The organism is Streptomyces sp. Rer75 (genome assembly GCF_013414305.1).
GTDB classification, from domain to species: Bacteria; Actinomycetota; Actinomycetes; order Streptomycetales; family Streptomycetaceae; genus Streptomyces; species Streptomyces himastatinicus.
Genome location: NZ_CP058693.1, coordinates 5,587,527 through 5,603,172 on the forward strand (window position 1 = coordinate 5,587,527; position 15,646 = coordinate 5,603,172).

Genomic DNA, 15,646 nt, shown 5'->3' on the forward strand with positions numbered 1-15,646 from the left:
ACGCGGATCCGGCCCCCTTGCTTGCCGTTTGCTTGCCGTGTCGCTACACGTACCGCTCCAGGATCGACGACTCCGCCAGCCGCGACAGGCCCTCGCGGACCGAGCGGGCCCGGGCCTCGCCCACGCCGTCGACCATCTGGAGATCGTCCACGCTCGCGGCCAGCAGCTTCTGTAGCCCGCCGAAGTGCTCCACCAGCCGCTCGATGATCGCCCCCGGCAGCCTCGGCACCTTGGCCAGCAGCCGGAAGCCGCGCGGGGAGACCGCCGAGTCCAGGGTCTCGGGGGAGCCCGTGTACCCCAGGGCGCGGGCCACGATGGGGAGTTCGAGCAGCTCGGTGTGGGTGAGCCGGTCCAGCTCGGCGAGCGCGTCGGCGACGGTGCGGGTGCGCTTGGCGGTCGGCTCGGGCACGTAGTCCCGTACGACCAGCTCCCGCTCCGGCTCGACGCCCGCGATCAGCTCGTCCAGCTGGAGCGACAGCAGCCGGCCGTCCGTGCCCAGCTCCACCACGTACTCGGCGATCTCGGTGGCGATGCGCCGCACCATCTCCAGCCGCTGCGCGACCGCGCTGACGTCCCGGACGGTGACCAGGTCCTCGATCTCCAGCGCGGAGAGGGTGCCCGCGACCTCGTCCAGCCGCAGCTTGTACCGCTCCAGGGTGGCCAGCGCCTGGTTGGCGCGGGACAGGATGGCCGCGGAATCCTCCAGGACCCGCCGCTGCCCGTCCACGTACAGCGCGATCAGCCGCATGGACTGGCTGACGGACACGACCGGGAACCCGGTCTGGATCGAGACGCGCTGCGCGGTGCGGTGCCGGGTGCCGGTCTCCTCGGTGGCGATCGCCGCGTCCGGGACGAGCTGCACCCCCGCCCGCACGATCTTGCTGATGTCCTTGTCGAGTACCAGCGCCCCGTCCAGCTTGCACAGTTCGCGCAGCCGGGTGGCGGTGAACTCGACGTCGATGACGAAGCCGCCGGTACACAGCGACTCCACGGTCTTGTCGGTGCCGAGCACGATGAGCCCGCCCGTGTTTCCACGGAGGACGCGCTCAAGGCCGTCGCGCAGCGCCGTGCCCGGCGCGACAGCGCTCAGAGTGGCACGCATCAGACCGTCGGCTTTGCCGGGAGTCGATGCCCGGTCGCCTGCTGCCACTGCACTCCTCCGTCACAAGGTCTGAATCGGTGCCGCGAGTCGCCCCTCCGCGCCCCTGTACGAGGCCCTGTACGGGCGAGACCAGGGCAAAGTCTACCGGCGGTCCCCGGCCTCCCGTGGGGTCTCCCGGCGTACGCCCGTGGGCGGGAACCGGAGTGCGGCTCCCCCTGCGGTCCGGCGCGGTCCGGATCGCCCCGCTCACCACCGCGTTCGCCCCCGTCATCACCCCTGCTCGGGGGCGTCGGCGCGGGACCGGTCGGCGCGCTCCCGGCGGGGCAGTACGCGCAGTGCGTCCCCTATGTCCGCCACCTCCAGCACCCGCATGCCCTCGGGGATGCGACCCGGATCGGAGGGCACCAGGGCGTGGGTGAAGCCCAGCCGGGCGGCCTCGGACAGCCGCCGCTGCACGCCCGTGACCCGCCGGACCTCGCCCGCGAGCCCCACCTCGCCGATCGCCACCAGGTTCTTCGGCAGCGGGGTGTCGCTCGCCGCGCTCGCCAGCGCGAGCGCCACCGCGAGGTCCGCCGCGGGCTCCGACAGCTTCACCCCGCCCACCGTGGCGCTGTAGATGTCGCGCTTGCCGAGTGCGCTGATCCGGCCGCGCTGCTCCAGGACGGCCAGCATCATCGAGACGCGCGAGGTCTCCAGGCCGGAGGTGGTGCGGCGCGGGGAGGGGATCTGCGAGTCGACCGTCAGCGCCTGCACCTCGGCCACCAGCGGGCGGCGGCCCTCCAGGGTGACGGTCAGACAGGTGCCGGGCACCGGCTCGGCGCGCCGGGTGAGGAACAGCCCCGAGGGGTCGGCGAGGCCGGTGATGCCCTCGTCGTGCAGCTCGAAGCAGCCCACCTCGTCCGTCGCCCCGTAACGGTTCTTGACGCCGCGGACCAGCCGCAGCCGGGCGTGCCGGTCGCCCTCGAAGTGCAGCACCACGTCGACCAGGTGCTCCAGCAGCCGGGGGCCCGCGATCGCCCCGTCCTTGGTCACATGGCCGACCAGCAGCGTGGACATGCCGCGCTCCTTGGACGCCCGGATCAGCGCCCCGGCCACCTCGCGCACCTGGGCCATGCCGCCGGGGGCGCCGTCGATCTCGGGCGAGGCGACGGTCTGGACGGAGTCCAGGACCAGCAGCGACGGCTTGACCGAGTCGAGATGGCCGAGCACGGCGGACAGGTCGGTCTCGGCCGTGAGGTAGAGATGCTCGCTCAGCGCCCCGATGCGGTCGGCCCGCAGCCGGACCTGACCGGCCGACTCCTCCCCGGTCACGTACAGCGTCCGGTGGTCGTCGGTGGCCGCCTTGGCCGCGACGTCCAGCAGCAGCGTCGACTTGCCGACGCCCGGCTCCCCGGCCAGCAGCACCACGGCGCCGGGGACCAGGCCGCCGCCGAGCACCCGGTCCAGCTCGTCCACGCCGGTGGAGCGGGCGGTGGCCTGACGGCCGTCGACCTGGCCGATGGGCAGGGCGGCCGAGGTGACCCGGCCGGGCGCGGTGGTCCGCACGGCGGGCGCGCCGAACTCCTCGACCGTGCCCCAGGCCTGGCACTCCGGGCAGCGGCCGAGCCACTTGGCGGTGGTCCAGCCGCATTCGGTGCAGCGGTAGGAGGGCCGGTCCTTGGCGGATGAACGGGAGGAGCTACGGGCAGCCATGACGCCAACGCTAGCGTCGGCCACCGACAGCGCGGCGCCCAGGCTGCTTGTGGGCTCATAGCAGTTCTGCGGCACGGAAGAGGGACACCTGTCCCCTTATGAGGGAGATGGTCACCCGTAAGGGTTAAAACTGCCCAAGTGAGGCGAGCGAGTCTGCATCATCCGCCTACGGTCGCCGGGTGATGAGCAGCAGGTCCGAGCACTCGACACACGCCACCGGCGCACACCGGGCGCAGCGCCGCGCGCCCCGCGTCGCCACCACGCGCCCTCAGCGGCCCCCCGCGCGCTACGAGCCGTATCTGGACGGTCTGTTCACCTACTGCCTGTCGGTCCTCTGCGAGCACGACGCCGCGGCCGCCACGCTCGGCGATGTGCTGGCCGTCGCCGAGCGGCGGCTCGGGCGGGGGCGGGGGCGCGGGCGCACGGAGGCCGAGGAGGAGCCGAGCAGGCCGTGGCTCTACGCGGTCGCCCGCTGGGCCTGTCTGCGCAAGCTCGCCGAGCTGCGCGAGCGGCAGGAGCCGCGGGACCCGACGGGCGGGCGGGGCGGTCCGGACACCGCGCTGCCCGAGCCCGTCGCCGACCGCCGCCGCCGCGAACTCGCCGCGCTCGCCTGGCCCGAGGCCGCCGGAACCACCGCCGCACAGCGCGAAGCGCTCGAACTCCACGTCCGCCACCAGCTCACCCCCGCCGAGGTCGCCGCCGCGCTCGGCAAGGAGCCCGACGAGACCCGCGCCCTGCTCTCCAGCGCCGCCTGCGAGGTGGAGCGCACCCGCGCCGCGCTCGCCGTCGTGGAGCTGGGCCACTGCCCCGTCGTCGCCCGGCTCGCGGGCGACACCCAGGTGCTGCTCTCCGCCGCGCTCCGCCGTGAGCTGGTGCGCCACGTCGACGACTGCCGCGAATGCCGCCGGATGGCGGAGCGGGCCACGGCGGACGGCCCCTGGCCCGGCACGGCCGCCGCGCCCGCCGCGCTGCCGCTGGTGGAGGCGCCCCGCTCCGCCGTGCACGCCGCGATGCTGTGCGCCCTGAGCGCCCGCCCCGTGCGCGCCGCGGCCGGTCCGCGCTTCGACCGGCGCGGCTTCCCGCTCGACCCCCAGGACCGGGCCGCCCGCCGCAGCAGGCTGCGCAGCCGCGCTCTGACCACCACCGTGGTCGCCACGGTCGTGGCCGCCCCGGTGCTCGCCCTGTGGGCCGCGTACCGCGGTGCGCCGCTCGCCGGTGACGAGCACGACACGGACTCGGTGGCCGCCGCCGCGGACGGCGCGGGTGAGGCCCCGGCCGACGGTGAGCAGGATCGGTCCGCCGGGCGTGCGTACGAACAGGCGGGCAGCGCGCAGGACCGTTCCGGCGCGACCCGGCTGCGGAGCCGGGCCGGTGCGTCGGGGGCGGAGGTGACGGTCGAGGTCATCGGCGTGGACGGCAAACCGGAGCGGCACGGCAAGGGCGGCGGGCGCTCCCGCGGCGACACCCGCCCCGACGTCGGCGGCCGCCACGGCGGCGGATCCGCCCCGTCCCGCCCGGCCCCCGGGCCCGGGCGGCTCACCGTGGAGGCCCAGCCGAGCGGCGATGTGACGGTCATCACCCTGTCCGCCTCCGGCGGCGCTCCGGTGCGCTGGTCGGCCTCGGCGTCGGGCGGCGCGTCCTGGCTCCGGCTGCACCACACCGCCGGTGAGCTGCGGCCCGGCGAGACGACGACGATCACGGTGTCCGTGGACCCCGACCGCGAGCCACCGGGCCGGTGGCGCGCGCGGGTGATGGTGGCGCCGTCGGGCGCCGTTGTGGTGATCGAGGGCCGAGGCACACCCCCCGCCCCAACCCCAACCCCCACGGCTTCCTCCCCATCGACCCCACCCCCCTCCACCCCACCCCCCTCGGACTCGCCCACCCCCAAGGGCTAGGGGCACGCGAGCGCCAGCCGGGGAAGCGCCCCCGGCGCTCGCCGAAGCCGCGGGCACCAGGCCCGCAGTACGAGTCCTGGCACGAGGCCGAGCGGGACGTCGCGGCCCGCCGTGCCCCAAGCCCGGGCGTCGGGGTTCAGAGGCGGAGCCCCCTGGTTACGGGAAGGGGCGGGGTGGGGGAAAGATCCGCCTCAGCCCACCACAGCCCCAGGCCCGCGGCGCCCGAAGCCGCGGGCACCGGGGGCCCGGGGGCCGAGCCCCGAAAGGGGCGGGGGTCCAGGGGCGTAGCCCCTGGTTTCGGGAAGGGGCGGGGTGGGGGAAGAGTCCTCAGCCCGCCACGGCCGCGGGACCGCCCCGCCCGAAGCCGGGCGTCGGGGCTCAGGGGCGGAGCCCCGAAAGGGGCGGGGTCCCAGGGGGCGCAGCCCCTTGGTTTCGGGAAGGGGCGGGGTGGGGGAAGAGTCCTCAGCCCACCACGGCCGCAAGCCCGCCCCGCCCGAAGCCCGAGCCCCGGGGGCCCGGGGCGGAGCCCCGAAAGGGGCAGGGGCCCAGGGGGGCGCAGCCCCCTGGAATCGGACCGGGCTCAGCCCGCCGGGTCCGCCGGGTGCGGCGCCACCAGCGGCAACGACGCCGCCATCCGCGCCTCGCACAGCTCCACCAGCCGGTCGTACCCGGCCTTGCCCATCAGCTCCGTCAGCTCCGGCCGGTACGACACGTACACCGGGTCCCCGGCGCCGTGCGCGGACACCGCCGACGTGCACCACCAGTGCAGGTCGTGCCCGCCGGGGCCCCACCCCCGGCGGTCGTATTCGCCGATCGTGATCTGGAGCACCTGGGTGTCGTCCGGGCGGTCGATCCACTCGTACGACCGCCGCACCGGCAGCTGCCAGCAGACGTCCGGCTTGGTCTCCAGCGGTTCGCGCCCCTCCCGCAGCGCCAGGATGTGCAGCGCACAGCCCGCGCCGCCCGCGAAACCGGGGCGGTTCTGGAAGATGCACGAGCCGTCGTAACGGCGCGTCTGGCGGTCGCCGTCCTCGTCCTCCTGCACCCACCCCCGGGCGTGGCCCTCGTCGTGGAACTGCCAGACCTCCGGGGTCAGCCGGGCCATATGGCGGGCGACCCGCTCCTCGTCCTCCTCGTCGGAGAAGTGCGCGCCCAGGGTGCAGCAGCCGTCGCTCGCGCGCCCGGCCTGGATGCCCTGGCAGCCCTGGCCGAAAATGCAGCTCCACCGCGAGGTCAGCCAGGTCAGGTCGCAGCGGAAGACCTGCTCCTCGTCGGCGGGGTCGGGGAATTCGACCCAGGCGCGGGCGAAGTCCAGGCCGACCTCGTCCGCGGGCGGGGCCGCCGGGGACGGGACCGCATCCGCGGCCCGCTGGTCCTGCTCCGGCGCCGGGGCGTTCTTCCGGTCTTTGTCCTGCTTCGCCTTTTTCGTCGTTGCCACGGTGCAAGGGTATGCCCCCGACATGACGGCAGCGGGGACGGGGATCCCGTGCGAACAGGAGGGATCCCGTGCATGACCACGCCAGGCGCGCAGTAGCGTTCTGGCCATGAGACTCGGTGTCCTCGACGTGGGTTCGAATACGGTCCATCTGCTGGTGGTGGACGCGCATCAGGGCGCCCGCCCGCTGCCCGCCCACTCCCACAAGGCGGAACTGCGGCTGGCCGAACTCCTCGACGGCGACGGAGCCATCGGCTCCGAAGGCGTCGACCGGCTGATCGCGGTGGTGAAGGAGGCGCTGGAGGCGGCCGAGGACAAGGGTGTCGAGGAGGTGCTGCCGTTCGCGACCTCCGCGGTCCGGGAGGCCGCCAACGCCGACGAGGTCCTCGCCCGGGTGGCCGAGGAGACGGGCGTACGGCTGCGCGTGCTCAGCGGCGAGGACGAGGCCCGGCTCACCTTCCTGGCCGCCCGCCGCTGGTGCGGCTGGTCGTCGGGGCGGCTGCTGCTCCTGGACATCGGCGGCGGCTCGCTGGAGATCGCGTACGGGCTCGACGAGGAGCCCGACGCGGCCGTCTCGCTGCCGCTGGGCGCGGGCCGGCTGACCGCCGGCTGGCTGCCGGGCGACCCGCCCGACGCGGCGGACGTCCGCGCCCTGCGGCGCCATGTGCGTACCGAGATCGCCCGCATAGTGGGCGACTTCAGCCGCCACAGCACCCCGGACCAGGTGGTCGCCACCTCCAAGACCTTCAAGCAGCTGGCCCGGATCGCGGGCGCGGCGCGCTCCGCCGAGGGCTTGTACGTGGAGCGCAGGCTCACCCGCAAGGCGCTGGAGGAGTGGGTGCCCCGGCTGGCGGCCATGCCCGCCGAGGAGCGGGCCGAGCTGCCGGGGGTGTCCGAGGGGCGGGCGCCGCAGCTGCTGGCGGGGGCGCTGGTGGCCGAGGCCGCCATGGATCTGTTCGAAGTCGACGTGCTGGAGATCTGCCCGTGGGCGCTGCGCGAGGGGGTCATTTTGCGCCGCCTGGACCACCTGCCCACGTGACGTGATCGGCAGTCGCGGTTTAGTCGCACAGAGCAGCGGCCGTACGCTGTCCCTCGTGACAGAGCCAGTGGTGCGCATCCCGGATGCGAAGGTCGCCCTGTCCACCGCCTCGGTCTATCCGGAGTCGACGGCGACGGCCTTCGAGATCGCCGCGCGGCTGGGCTACGACGGTGTCGAGGTCATGGTGTGGACCGATCCGGTCAGCCAGGACATCGAGTCGCTGCGCCGCCTCTCGGATTATCACGGGGTGCCGATCCTTGCCGTGCACGCGCCATGTCTGTTGATCACTCAGCGGGTGTGGTCGACCGACCCGTGGGTCAAGCTCCAGCGGGCCAAGGCGGCGGCCGAGCGGCTGGGCGCATCCACCGTCGTCGTCCACCCGCCGTTCCGATGGCAGCGGTCGTACGCCCGCGAGTTCGTACGCGGAATCTGGCGGATGGCGGACGAGACCGATGTGCGGTTCGCGGTGGAGAACATGTTCCCGTGGCGCTATCGCGACCGGGAGATGCTCGCGTACGCGCCGGACTGGGACGTCACCAAGGACGACTACCGGCACTTCACGATCGACCTCTCGCACACCGCGACCTCCCGCACGGACGCCCTGGACATGGTGGACCGGATGGGCGACCGGCTCGCCCATCTCCACCTCGCCGACGGCCAGGGCTCCAACAAGGACGAGCACCTGGTGCCGGGGCGCGGCACCCAGCCCTGCGCCGAGCTGCTGGAACGTCTCGCCAGGACCGGCTTCGACGGCCATGTGGTGGTCGAGGTGAACACCCGGCGGGCCATGTCCCAGGCCGAGCGCGAGGCCGACCTCGCGGAGGCGCTGGCCTTCACCCGCCTCCATCTGGCCTCCCCGACCCCGGCCTCCCGGACGGGCAGGGCGGTGCGCCGGAAGTGACCCCCGCCACGCCCCAGCCGCCCGCCACGGGGCCCCGGCGCGGCCGCGGCCGCCCGGCCCGCAGCAGCGCGGCCGACGGCCCCGGGGCCCGCGACCGGATCCTGACCGCGGCGCGCAACGAGTTCGCCGAGCGCGGCTACGACAAGGCCTCGATCCGCGGCATCGCCAAGGCAGCCGAAGTGGACCCGGCGCTGGTGCACCACTACTTCGGCACCAAGGAGCAGGTCTTCGGCGCGGCGATCGAACTGATCCTGGCGCCCGCCATGGGCGCCCCGGACGCGGTGCACGCCGGCAGCCCGGAGGGCGCGGGCGAGCGGATGGCCCGCTACTTCTTCGCCACCTGGGAGAACCCGGTCTCCCGGCTGCCCCTGCTGGCGGTGATGCGCTCCGCGCTCACGAACGAGACTGCCGCCGCCGTACTGCGCGGGCTGATCGAGCGGCGGTTGCTGATGCGGGTGGCGCGCGACCTGGACGTGCCGGACCCGAAGTTCCGGGCCCAGCTCGCGGCCGCCCAGATCATCGGGGTCGCGATGCTGCGGTACGTGATCAAGATGGAGCCGGTGGCCTCGGCGACCGTGGACGAGATCATCGCCATGGTGGGGCCGACGCTTCAGCGGTACCTCACCGAGAAGTGACTCGTGATTCCGTACTGTGAGCCGCCCGTCTCTGGATCCGGACACCGCATCGGGATTCGCGCCGCACAGGCGTAGAGTCAGAAGACTCCGATCCGATCCATAGGTCCGATTCGCAGGACGCACTTACGAGGGAGCCGAGTACCGTGCCCGAGCTGAGGTCTCGCACCGTCACCCACGGCCGCAACATGGCGGGCGCCCGCGCCCTTATGCAGGCTTCCGGCGTAGCGCGTGAGGACTTCGGCAAGCCGATCGTCGCCGTGGCCAACAGCTTCACCGAGTTCGTGCCGGGCCACACCCACCTCCAGCCGGTCGGCCGGATCGTCAGCGAGGCGGTCCACGCGGCGGGCGGCATCCCGCGCGAGTTCAACACCATCGCCGTCGACGACGGCATCGCGATGGGCCACGGCGGGATGCTCTACAGCCTCCCCTCCCGCGACCTGATCGCCGACTCCGTCGAGTACATGGTCGAGGCGCACTGCGCGGACGCGCTGATCTGCATCTCCAACTGCGACAAGATCACGCCCGGGATGCTGATGGCCGCGATGCGGCTCAACATCCCGACCGTCTTCGTCTCCGGCGGCCCCATGGAGTCCGGCCGCGCGACCCTGGTCGACGGCACGGTCCGCAAGCTCGATCTGATCACTGCGATCTCCGAGGCCGTCAACGACAAGGTCTCGGACGAGGACATCGCCCTCATCGAGGACAACGCCTGTCCGACCTGCGGCTCCTGCTCCGGCATGTTCACCGCCAACTCGATGAACTGCCTCACCGAGGCGATCGGCCTCGCCCTGCCGGGCAACGGCTCGGTGCTGGCCACCCACACCGCCCGTAAGGAGCTGTACGAGACGGCCGGGCGCACGGTCGTGGAGATCACCAAGCGCCACTACGAGCAGGACGACCAGACCGTCCTGCCGCGCTCCATCGGCTCCCGCGCCGCCTTCGAGAACGCCATGGCCCTCGACATCGCCATGGGCGGCTCCACCAACACGATCCTCCACCTGCTGGCCGCCGCCCAGGAGGCCGCCCTCGACTTCGACATGCAGGACATCGACGGGATCTCCCGCCGGGTGCCCTGCCTGTCCAAGGTCGCGCCCAACATCGCCCCCGGCGGCGTGTACTACATGGAGGACGTCCACCGGGCGGGCGGCATCCCCGCCATCCTCGGCGAGCTGTACCGCGGGGGCCTCCTCAACGAGGACGTGCACTCCGTGCACTCCGACTCGCTGGCCGACTGGCTCAAGCAGTGGGACATCCGCGGTGGTTCGCCGTCCGCCGAGGCCGTCGAACTGTTCCACGCCGCCCCCGGCTGCGTCCGCTCCGCGACCGCCTTCTCCCAGTCCGAGCGCTGGGACACCCTGGACACCGATGCCGAAGGCGGCTGCATCCGCGACATCGCACACGCCTACTCCACCGAGGGCGGCCTCGCCGTCCTCTACGGCAACCTCGCCGAGGACGGCTGCGTCGTGAAGACCGCGGGCGTCGACGAGTCGATCTGGACCTTCGAAGGCCCGGCCGTCGTCTGCGAGTCGCAGGAGGAGGCCGTCGAGCGGATCCTGAACAAGCAGGTCAAGGAGGGCGACGTCGTCGTCATCCGCTACGAGGGCCCCAAGGGCGGCCCCGGCATGCAGGAAATGCTCTACCCCACCTCCTTCCTCAAGGGCCGGGGCCTGGGCAAGGCGTGCGCGCTGATCACCGACGGCCGCTTCTCCGGCGGCACCTCGGGCCTGTCCATCGGCCACGCCTCCCCCGAGGCGGCCTCGGGCGGCACCATCGCCCTGGTCGAGGACGGCGACCGGATCCGCATCGACATCCCGGCCCGCACGATGGAACTCCTCGTCCCCGAGGAGGAGTTGGCCACCCGCCGCGAGGCCCTCGGCGGCGTCTACGCCCCGAAGAACCGCGAGCGCAAGGTCTCCACGGCCCTGCGCGCCTACGCGGCGATGGCCCTCAGCGCGGACAAGGGCGCCGTGCGGGACATCACCCGACTCGGATAGTTCACCGGCGCGTCGCCGGGTCTCACCGGCGCGCCGATTTCACCAGCGCGCCGGGTCCCGGGCGTCCACGCCGAACACCGTGCCGTCCGGGGCCGTCGCGAAGACCTTGCCCGCCGCCGTCACCGGCGCGGGCATCAGGGCCAGGAAGCCCTGGCCGCCGGGGCGGTCCGCGCGGGGGCGGGTCTGGCCGAGCAGGCGGGCGCGCCGCGTGTCCACGGCCAGCAGCCGGCCGTCCGCCGACGAGAAGTACAGCCGTTCGCCCGAGGCCACCAGCGGTGAGGCGTTGGCCACCGACGTCTCCATCCGCCACCGCTGGGCCCCGCGCGCGGTGTCGACGGCCACCAACCCGCCGTCCTCGCCCAGCAGATACGCCCGGTCGCCCCGCACGGTGGCGCTGCTCAGGGACACCGGCGCGGTCAGCTCGGACCGCCGCTCCGCCCGCCGCGCCGGGTCGTAGCGGACGACGGCGACGGTACGGCTCCGGTCGTCGGTCTCGGTCAGCTGGAGGACGCCGTCCGGGCCCGCCCCGACGGGGGTGAGGGTGCCGGAGAGCGAGCGGTGCCAGCGCGTCGTACCGCGCACCGTGTCGATGGCCGTGACCAGGGTGTGCCCACCGTCCGGGGCGGTGGTGAGGGCGTACGCGGTGCGGCCGTCGCCGTACGAGAAGAAGCTCGGCTCGACGTGCCCGGGCAGCGGATGGCTCCAACGCTCCCGGTTCGTCGCCCCGTTCACCGCCGTGACGGTGCCGTCCGCCGCGACCAGCAGCACCGTGTCGCCTGCCGCGTACACCCGGCCGCCGTACGCGGACACCTCGCGGCTCCACCGCACCCGGTGCGTACGCGGATCCAGCGCCTCCAGCCGCGTCCCGTCCGGCGACATCACCCGCACCAGACCGCCCGCCGGGACCGGCGCTGCGGGGGTGCCCTCGCCGGGGCGGCTCGTGGCGGCCGGGCGTGACCACACCACCCGGCCGTCGGCGGGGTCGATCCGGGCGGCCTGGACGCCGCGCGCCGCGCAGTACAGCGCGCCGTCCCCGTACGAACAGGACGCGGGCCGCGCCCCCTTGGCCGCCGCCCCGGCCGCGCCGCCGCGCAGCTCCCGCTCCCACGGCCGCCACGCGGTGGCGGCGGCGCTGTTCTGCGGCTGCCGCTCCGTATCGGACTCCCGCTCGTTCAGCTGACCCAGCCCCACGACCGTGCCCGCACCCAGCAGGACCAGCGCGGCGAGCGCCGCCGGGACCCACCGCCGCACACCCCGGCGCCCCCGCGGCGCGGGCGCGTCGGCCACCTCGGGCGCGGCCTCGGACCCGGACGCCGCCTCGGGCTCGGGTATCGGCTCGGGCTCGGGCGCCACGACCGGCTCGCGTGCCACGACCGGCTCAGGCGCCACCTCGGGCTCGGGCGAAACGACCGGCTCCGCCGCCCGCTGCGCCGGGAGAGCCACCGGGGCGGGCCCCCGCGCCTCCGGCGGCTGGGGCCCGCGGACCGCCCGCAACACGGTCATCAGGGCATCCGGGGAGGGCCGTTCCGCCGGGTTCTTGGCCAGACAGCGCTCGATCAGCGGCAGCAGTTCGTCCGGCACCCCCGCCAGATCCGCCTCGTCGTGCACCACTTGGTACGCCACGATGTACGGGCTCTCGGACTCGAACGGCCCCCGCCCGGTCGCCGCGTGCACCAGCAGCGACCCCAGCGCGAACACATCCGCCGCCGGACCCACCGCCCGCGGCCGCTGGAACTGCTCGGGCGCCATGAACGGCGGCGTGCCGATCAACTTGCCCGTCTCGGTGCGCAGTTCGCTGTCGGACGGCCGGGAGATCCCGAAGTCGATGACCTTCGGCCCGTCCGCCGCGAGCAGCACGTTGCTCGGCTTCAGATCGCGGTGGACGACGCCCACCCGATGGATGTCGCGCAGCGCCTCAGCGAGCCCGGCGGCCAGCGCCACCACCTCGTCCGGCTTCAACGAGCCGTTCCGCTTGACGTGTTCGGCGAGGGTCGGGCCGGGGATGTAGGTGGTGGCCATCCAGGGCCGCACACCCTCCGGGTCGGCGTCCACGACGGGCGCCGTGAACGCCCCGCTGACCCGCCGCGCGGCCGCCACCTCCTGCCGGAACCGCGCCCTGAACTCGGGGTCTTCGGCGAACTCGGCATGCACGACCTTCACCGCGAGCCGTCGTCCCGACGCCGAACGGGCCAGGTGGACGACGCCCATGCCTCCGGAGCCGAGGCGTGCTTCCAGCCGATATTGCCCGGCGTACTCGGGATCTTCCGTTTCCGGCCCCGTCCCGGCTCCGCGCCCCGGCGGCATGCCCCACCCCCGTGTATTCGGACCGCTAAGCGACTCGGCGAGCCTAGTCGATGATGCGTACGAAGCTTGTTAACCTCCGCATGTCGTGTCACTTAATCCGACATGTGCACTACGTCGGAACGTAGTTCAACGGGGGAGAGGCCACATGGCCACCGAAGACACCGTCGCGCAAGCCGTCACCTATCCGACCGCGCCCGGCTACCAGGTCAACGTCCGCAGCGGTCCCGGCACGGGCTACACACTGGTCAAGAAGCTGCCGGCCAACACCCGTGTGTCGATCCGCTGCCAGACGCACGGTCAGCGGGTGTCCGGTCCGTACGGCTCGACGGACATCTGGGACTGCATCGCGCCGGGGCAGTACGTCTCCGACGCGTACGTGAAGACGGGAAGCGACGGCTTCGTCACCGTCTCCTGCGGCTGAACCGCGGCGTCGGGTGACCCGGACGCCCGGCGGCGAAAAGCCCCGGGCCCCCGGCGCGGGATGCGCCGGGGGCCCGGGGCTGGGCTGTGCCGTTCAGGCGTTACGCCGGTACTTTCGTGTCCTCGTCGGTGGTCTCCGCGTGGCTCACCACCGCGTTGTGCCGCTCGGTCCAGGTGGCCAGCGCCATCTCGCAGGCGTGGTCCACATGGCGCAGTCCCCTCAGGTCCAGCTCCACGACCCGCTCACGGGGCAGCGCCTCCAGCTCGTCCAGCAGCTTGGGCAGCCGGAGGAAGGTCGCGTTGCCGAGCACCCGCACCTTGATGGGCTGGTCCTCGGCGTCGTCGCGACCCTTGACGTCGATGTGGACGTGCGAGGTCTCCCAGGCGGTCTTGGCGACCGACATCAGCAGACCGATGATGACGCCCTCGAACATGTTGGTGATCACGATGGCCCCGGCGGTGACGATCAGGATGATCGCCTCGCCCCGGCGCTCCCGCCACAGCGGCAGCAGCTCCTTGGTCGGGATCAGCTTCCAGCCCGCGTGCACCAGAACACCGGCGAGCGTCGCGACCGGGATGATGCCCAGCGCGGAGGGGAAGAGGACCGCGAAGACCAGCAGCCACACACCGTGCAGGACGCGCGAGAGCTTCGTCTTGGCACCGGCGAACACATTGGCCGAGCTGCGCACGATCACCGCGGTCATCGGCAGCGCGCCGAGCGCACCGCACACCGCGTTACCGGCGCCCTGCGCCATGAGCTCCTTGTCGTAGTCGGTGCGCGGACCGTCGTGCAGCCGGTCCACGGCCGCCGCACTGAACAGGCTCTCCGCCGAAGCGATCAGGGTGAACGCGAGAATGGTCCCGATCACACCCACTTCGGCCATCTGGGTGAGCTCATCGACGCCGGGGGGCTGGATGGCCTCCAGCAGACCCTTGACCTCGACCCGGGCGACCGGCAGATCGAAGCTGACCGTCGCGATCGTCGCGAGGGCGACCGCGGCCAGCGGAGCGGGCAGCACCTTGGCGCCCTGGCGGAAGCGCGGCCAGAAGACCAGCACCACGATGGTTCCGACGCCGATGGCCACGGCCGTGAGTGAGTCGCTCGACCCGGCCACATCGCCGATCAGCTCCGGAATCCCGAAGATCTTGTCGAGCCCGCTGCTCGGGGCCTTCGCGTCGGCGAGCGCGTAGAGCTGCCCGGCGATCAGTACGAGGCCGATACCGGCCAGCATGCCCTGCACCACGGCGAGCGAGATCGCCCGGAACCAGCGGCCCAGGCCCAGGGCGCCCATCGCCAGCTGGAGCAGTCCGGACACCAGGACGAGTACGCCCAGCGCCGCGACGCCGTACTCCTGGACGGCCTCGTAGACCAGCACCGTCAGACCCGCGGCCGGGCCCGATACCTGGAGGCTGCTGCCCGGCAGGAGGCCGGTGACCAGGCCGCCGACGATGCCGGTGATCAGGCCCAGCTCGGCCGGGACGCCGGAGGCGACGGCCACGCCCACGCACAGGGGCACGGCCACCAGGAAGACGACGAGAGAAGCGGTGAAGTCGGCGCGGAACGTCCCGGCGCCGGGGGAAGAGCCCGCGGCGCCGCCGGAGCCGCGCAGTCGGGCAAGAAGGGAATTTCGCATGAGGGTTGCCTCCAGTGCGCCCCGTCACCGGCTCTGGGCAGGCGGGGGCACGGCATAGCACTTCGTCAGTGGGATCGATCGAATCGGTCGCTGGCGGTGAAGCTCGCTTGCTCACACGGAGCGTGAGGAAGCGTGAAACGTGACGTGCGAGAGCGCACAGAATGAGCCGTCATGAGCCGTCATGAGCCTTCGGCATATGACGGTGCAGCCCTCAGCAGCGGAAAATCTGGTGAACGACGGGCAACTCGCCCGATCTCGAGATCGGTACGGCCTGTCGTCCCGTCAGGGATGAGTTGATCGCGGTGCGCGGCATCCGCACACCCGCGTCGCATCCGCACACACATCCGTATTTGCCGCTCGGTGTGGGTGCGGTCAGCGGTACCCGTCCGTTGCGGAGCCCCTTGCAGTCCTCCACCCCGCTGTCATGGTGGGTGGAGAGCGCCTTGATGATCGGCTTGGGGTCGGCGGACGCGGTCGAGCTGATCGTTTCAGGATGGGTGACCTGTGCGGACGAACTGTCCGCGGCGATGAAGAGGGCGAGCAGTACGGATACCACGGCTAGCAGTCCACGGGCGGTATGCCGGACCGTCCTCAC

At 73.1% G+C, this 15,646-nt stretch carries 12 protein-coding genes; 6 read left to right on the top strand and 6 right to left on the bottom strand.

Annotated features, from left to right (window positions below):
• Positions 1-43: 43 nt before the first annotated feature.
• Both disA and radA read right to left on the bottom strand, forming a co-directional pair.
• A complete protein-coding gene (gene disA / locus HYQ63_RS23925; protein WP_179935796.1) occupies positions 44-1,102 on the bottom strand; it encodes a DNA integrity scanning diadenylate cyclase DisA in 1,059 nt (352 codons plus the stop codon).
• A 270-nt stretch (positions 1,103-1,372) separates the two neighbouring features.
• Positions 1,373-2,794, bottom strand: coding sequence for a DNA repair protein RadA (radA, locus tag HYQ63_RS23930; protein WP_179935797.1), 1,422 nt, complete (start codon positions 2,792-2,794; stop codon positions 1,373-1,375).
• Positions 2,795-2,976: 182 nt separating this feature from the next.
• Between radA and HYQ63_RS23935 the strand changes: the two genes are divergently transcribed.
• The gene (locus HYQ63_RS23935; RefSeq protein WP_179935798.1) at positions 2,977-4,689 is read left to right on the top strand and encodes a sigma-70 family RNA polymerase sigma factor; all 1,713 of its coding nucleotides are present in this window, start codon (positions 2,977-2,979) and stop codon (positions 4,687-4,689) included.
• Between the two features lie 580 nt (positions 4,690-5,269).
• Here the strand turns inward: HYQ63_RS23935 and HYQ63_RS23940 are convergent.
• Positions 5,270-6,127, bottom strand: coding sequence for a hypothetical protein (locus HYQ63_RS23940; protein WP_179935799.1), 858 nt, complete (start codon positions 6,125-6,127; stop codon positions 5,270-5,272).
• A 106-nt stretch (positions 6,128-6,233) separates the two neighbouring features.
• Here HYQ63_RS23940 and HYQ63_RS23945 point away from each other — a divergent pair, with 106 nt between their 5' ends.
• From HYQ63_RS23945 to ilvD, 4 genes are all read left to right on the top strand, one after another.
• On the top strand, positions 6,234-7,163 hold the full coding sequence (locus HYQ63_RS23945) for a Ppx/GppA phosphatase family protein (RefSeq protein ID WP_179935800.1): 930 nt from the start codon (positions 6,234-6,236) through the stop codon (positions 7,161-7,163).
• Positions 7,164-7,218: 55 nt separating this feature from the next.
• Positions 7,219-8,064 (top strand): sugar phosphate isomerase/epimerase, encoded by an 846-nt coding sequence (locus HYQ63_RS23950; RefSeq protein WP_123105647.1) that lies wholly within the window; start codon positions 7,219-7,221, stop codon positions 8,062-8,064.
• Positions 8,061-8,699, top strand: a complete 639-nt coding sequence (locus HYQ63_RS23955) for a TetR family transcriptional regulator (RefSeq protein ID WP_179935801.1) — start codon at positions 8,061-8,063, stop codon at positions 8,697-8,699. Before HYQ63_RS23950 ends, HYQ63_RS23955 begins: the two co-directional genes overlap by 4 nt.
• A 143-nt stretch (positions 8,700-8,842) precedes the next feature.
• Positions 8,843-10,693: a dihydroxy-acid dehydratase gene (gene ilvD, locus HYQ63_RS23960; protein WP_179935802.1), complete on the top strand. Its 1,851-nt coding sequence runs from the start codon at positions 8,843-8,845 to the stop codon at positions 10,691-10,693.
• Between the two features lie 39 nt (positions 10,694-10,732).
• Here the strand turns inward: ilvD and HYQ63_RS23965 are convergent, their stop codons facing one another.
• A complete protein-coding gene (locus HYQ63_RS23965; protein ID WP_179935803.1) occupies positions 10,733-12,997 on the bottom strand; it encodes a PQQ-binding-like beta-propeller repeat protein in 2,265 nt (754 codons plus the stop codon).
• Between the two features lie 145 nt (positions 12,998-13,142).
• Here HYQ63_RS23965 and HYQ63_RS23970 point away from each other — a divergent pair, with 145 nt between their 5' ends.
• Positions 13,143-13,418, top strand: a complete 276-nt coding sequence (locus HYQ63_RS23970; protein WP_179935804.1) for an SH3 domain-containing protein — start codon at positions 13,143-13,145, stop codon at positions 13,416-13,418.
• Between the two features lie 100 nt (positions 13,419-13,518).
• Here HYQ63_RS23970 and HYQ63_RS23975 read toward each other — a convergent pair whose 3' ends face one another.
• Together HYQ63_RS23975 and HYQ63_RS23980 are read right to left on the bottom strand one after the other, a co-directional pair.
• On the bottom strand, positions 13,519-15,051 hold the full coding sequence (locus HYQ63_RS23975) for a SulP family inorganic anion transporter (RefSeq protein WP_257232047.1): 1,533 nt from the start codon (positions 15,049-15,051) through the stop codon (positions 13,519-13,521).
• A 211-nt stretch (positions 15,052-15,262) separates the two neighbouring features.
• Complete coding sequence (locus tag HYQ63_RS23980; protein ID WP_257232048.1) at positions 15,263-15,607, bottom strand: hypothetical protein; 345 nt, start codon at positions 15,605-15,607, stop codon at positions 15,263-15,265.
• Positions 15,608-15,646: the final 39 nt, after the last annotated feature.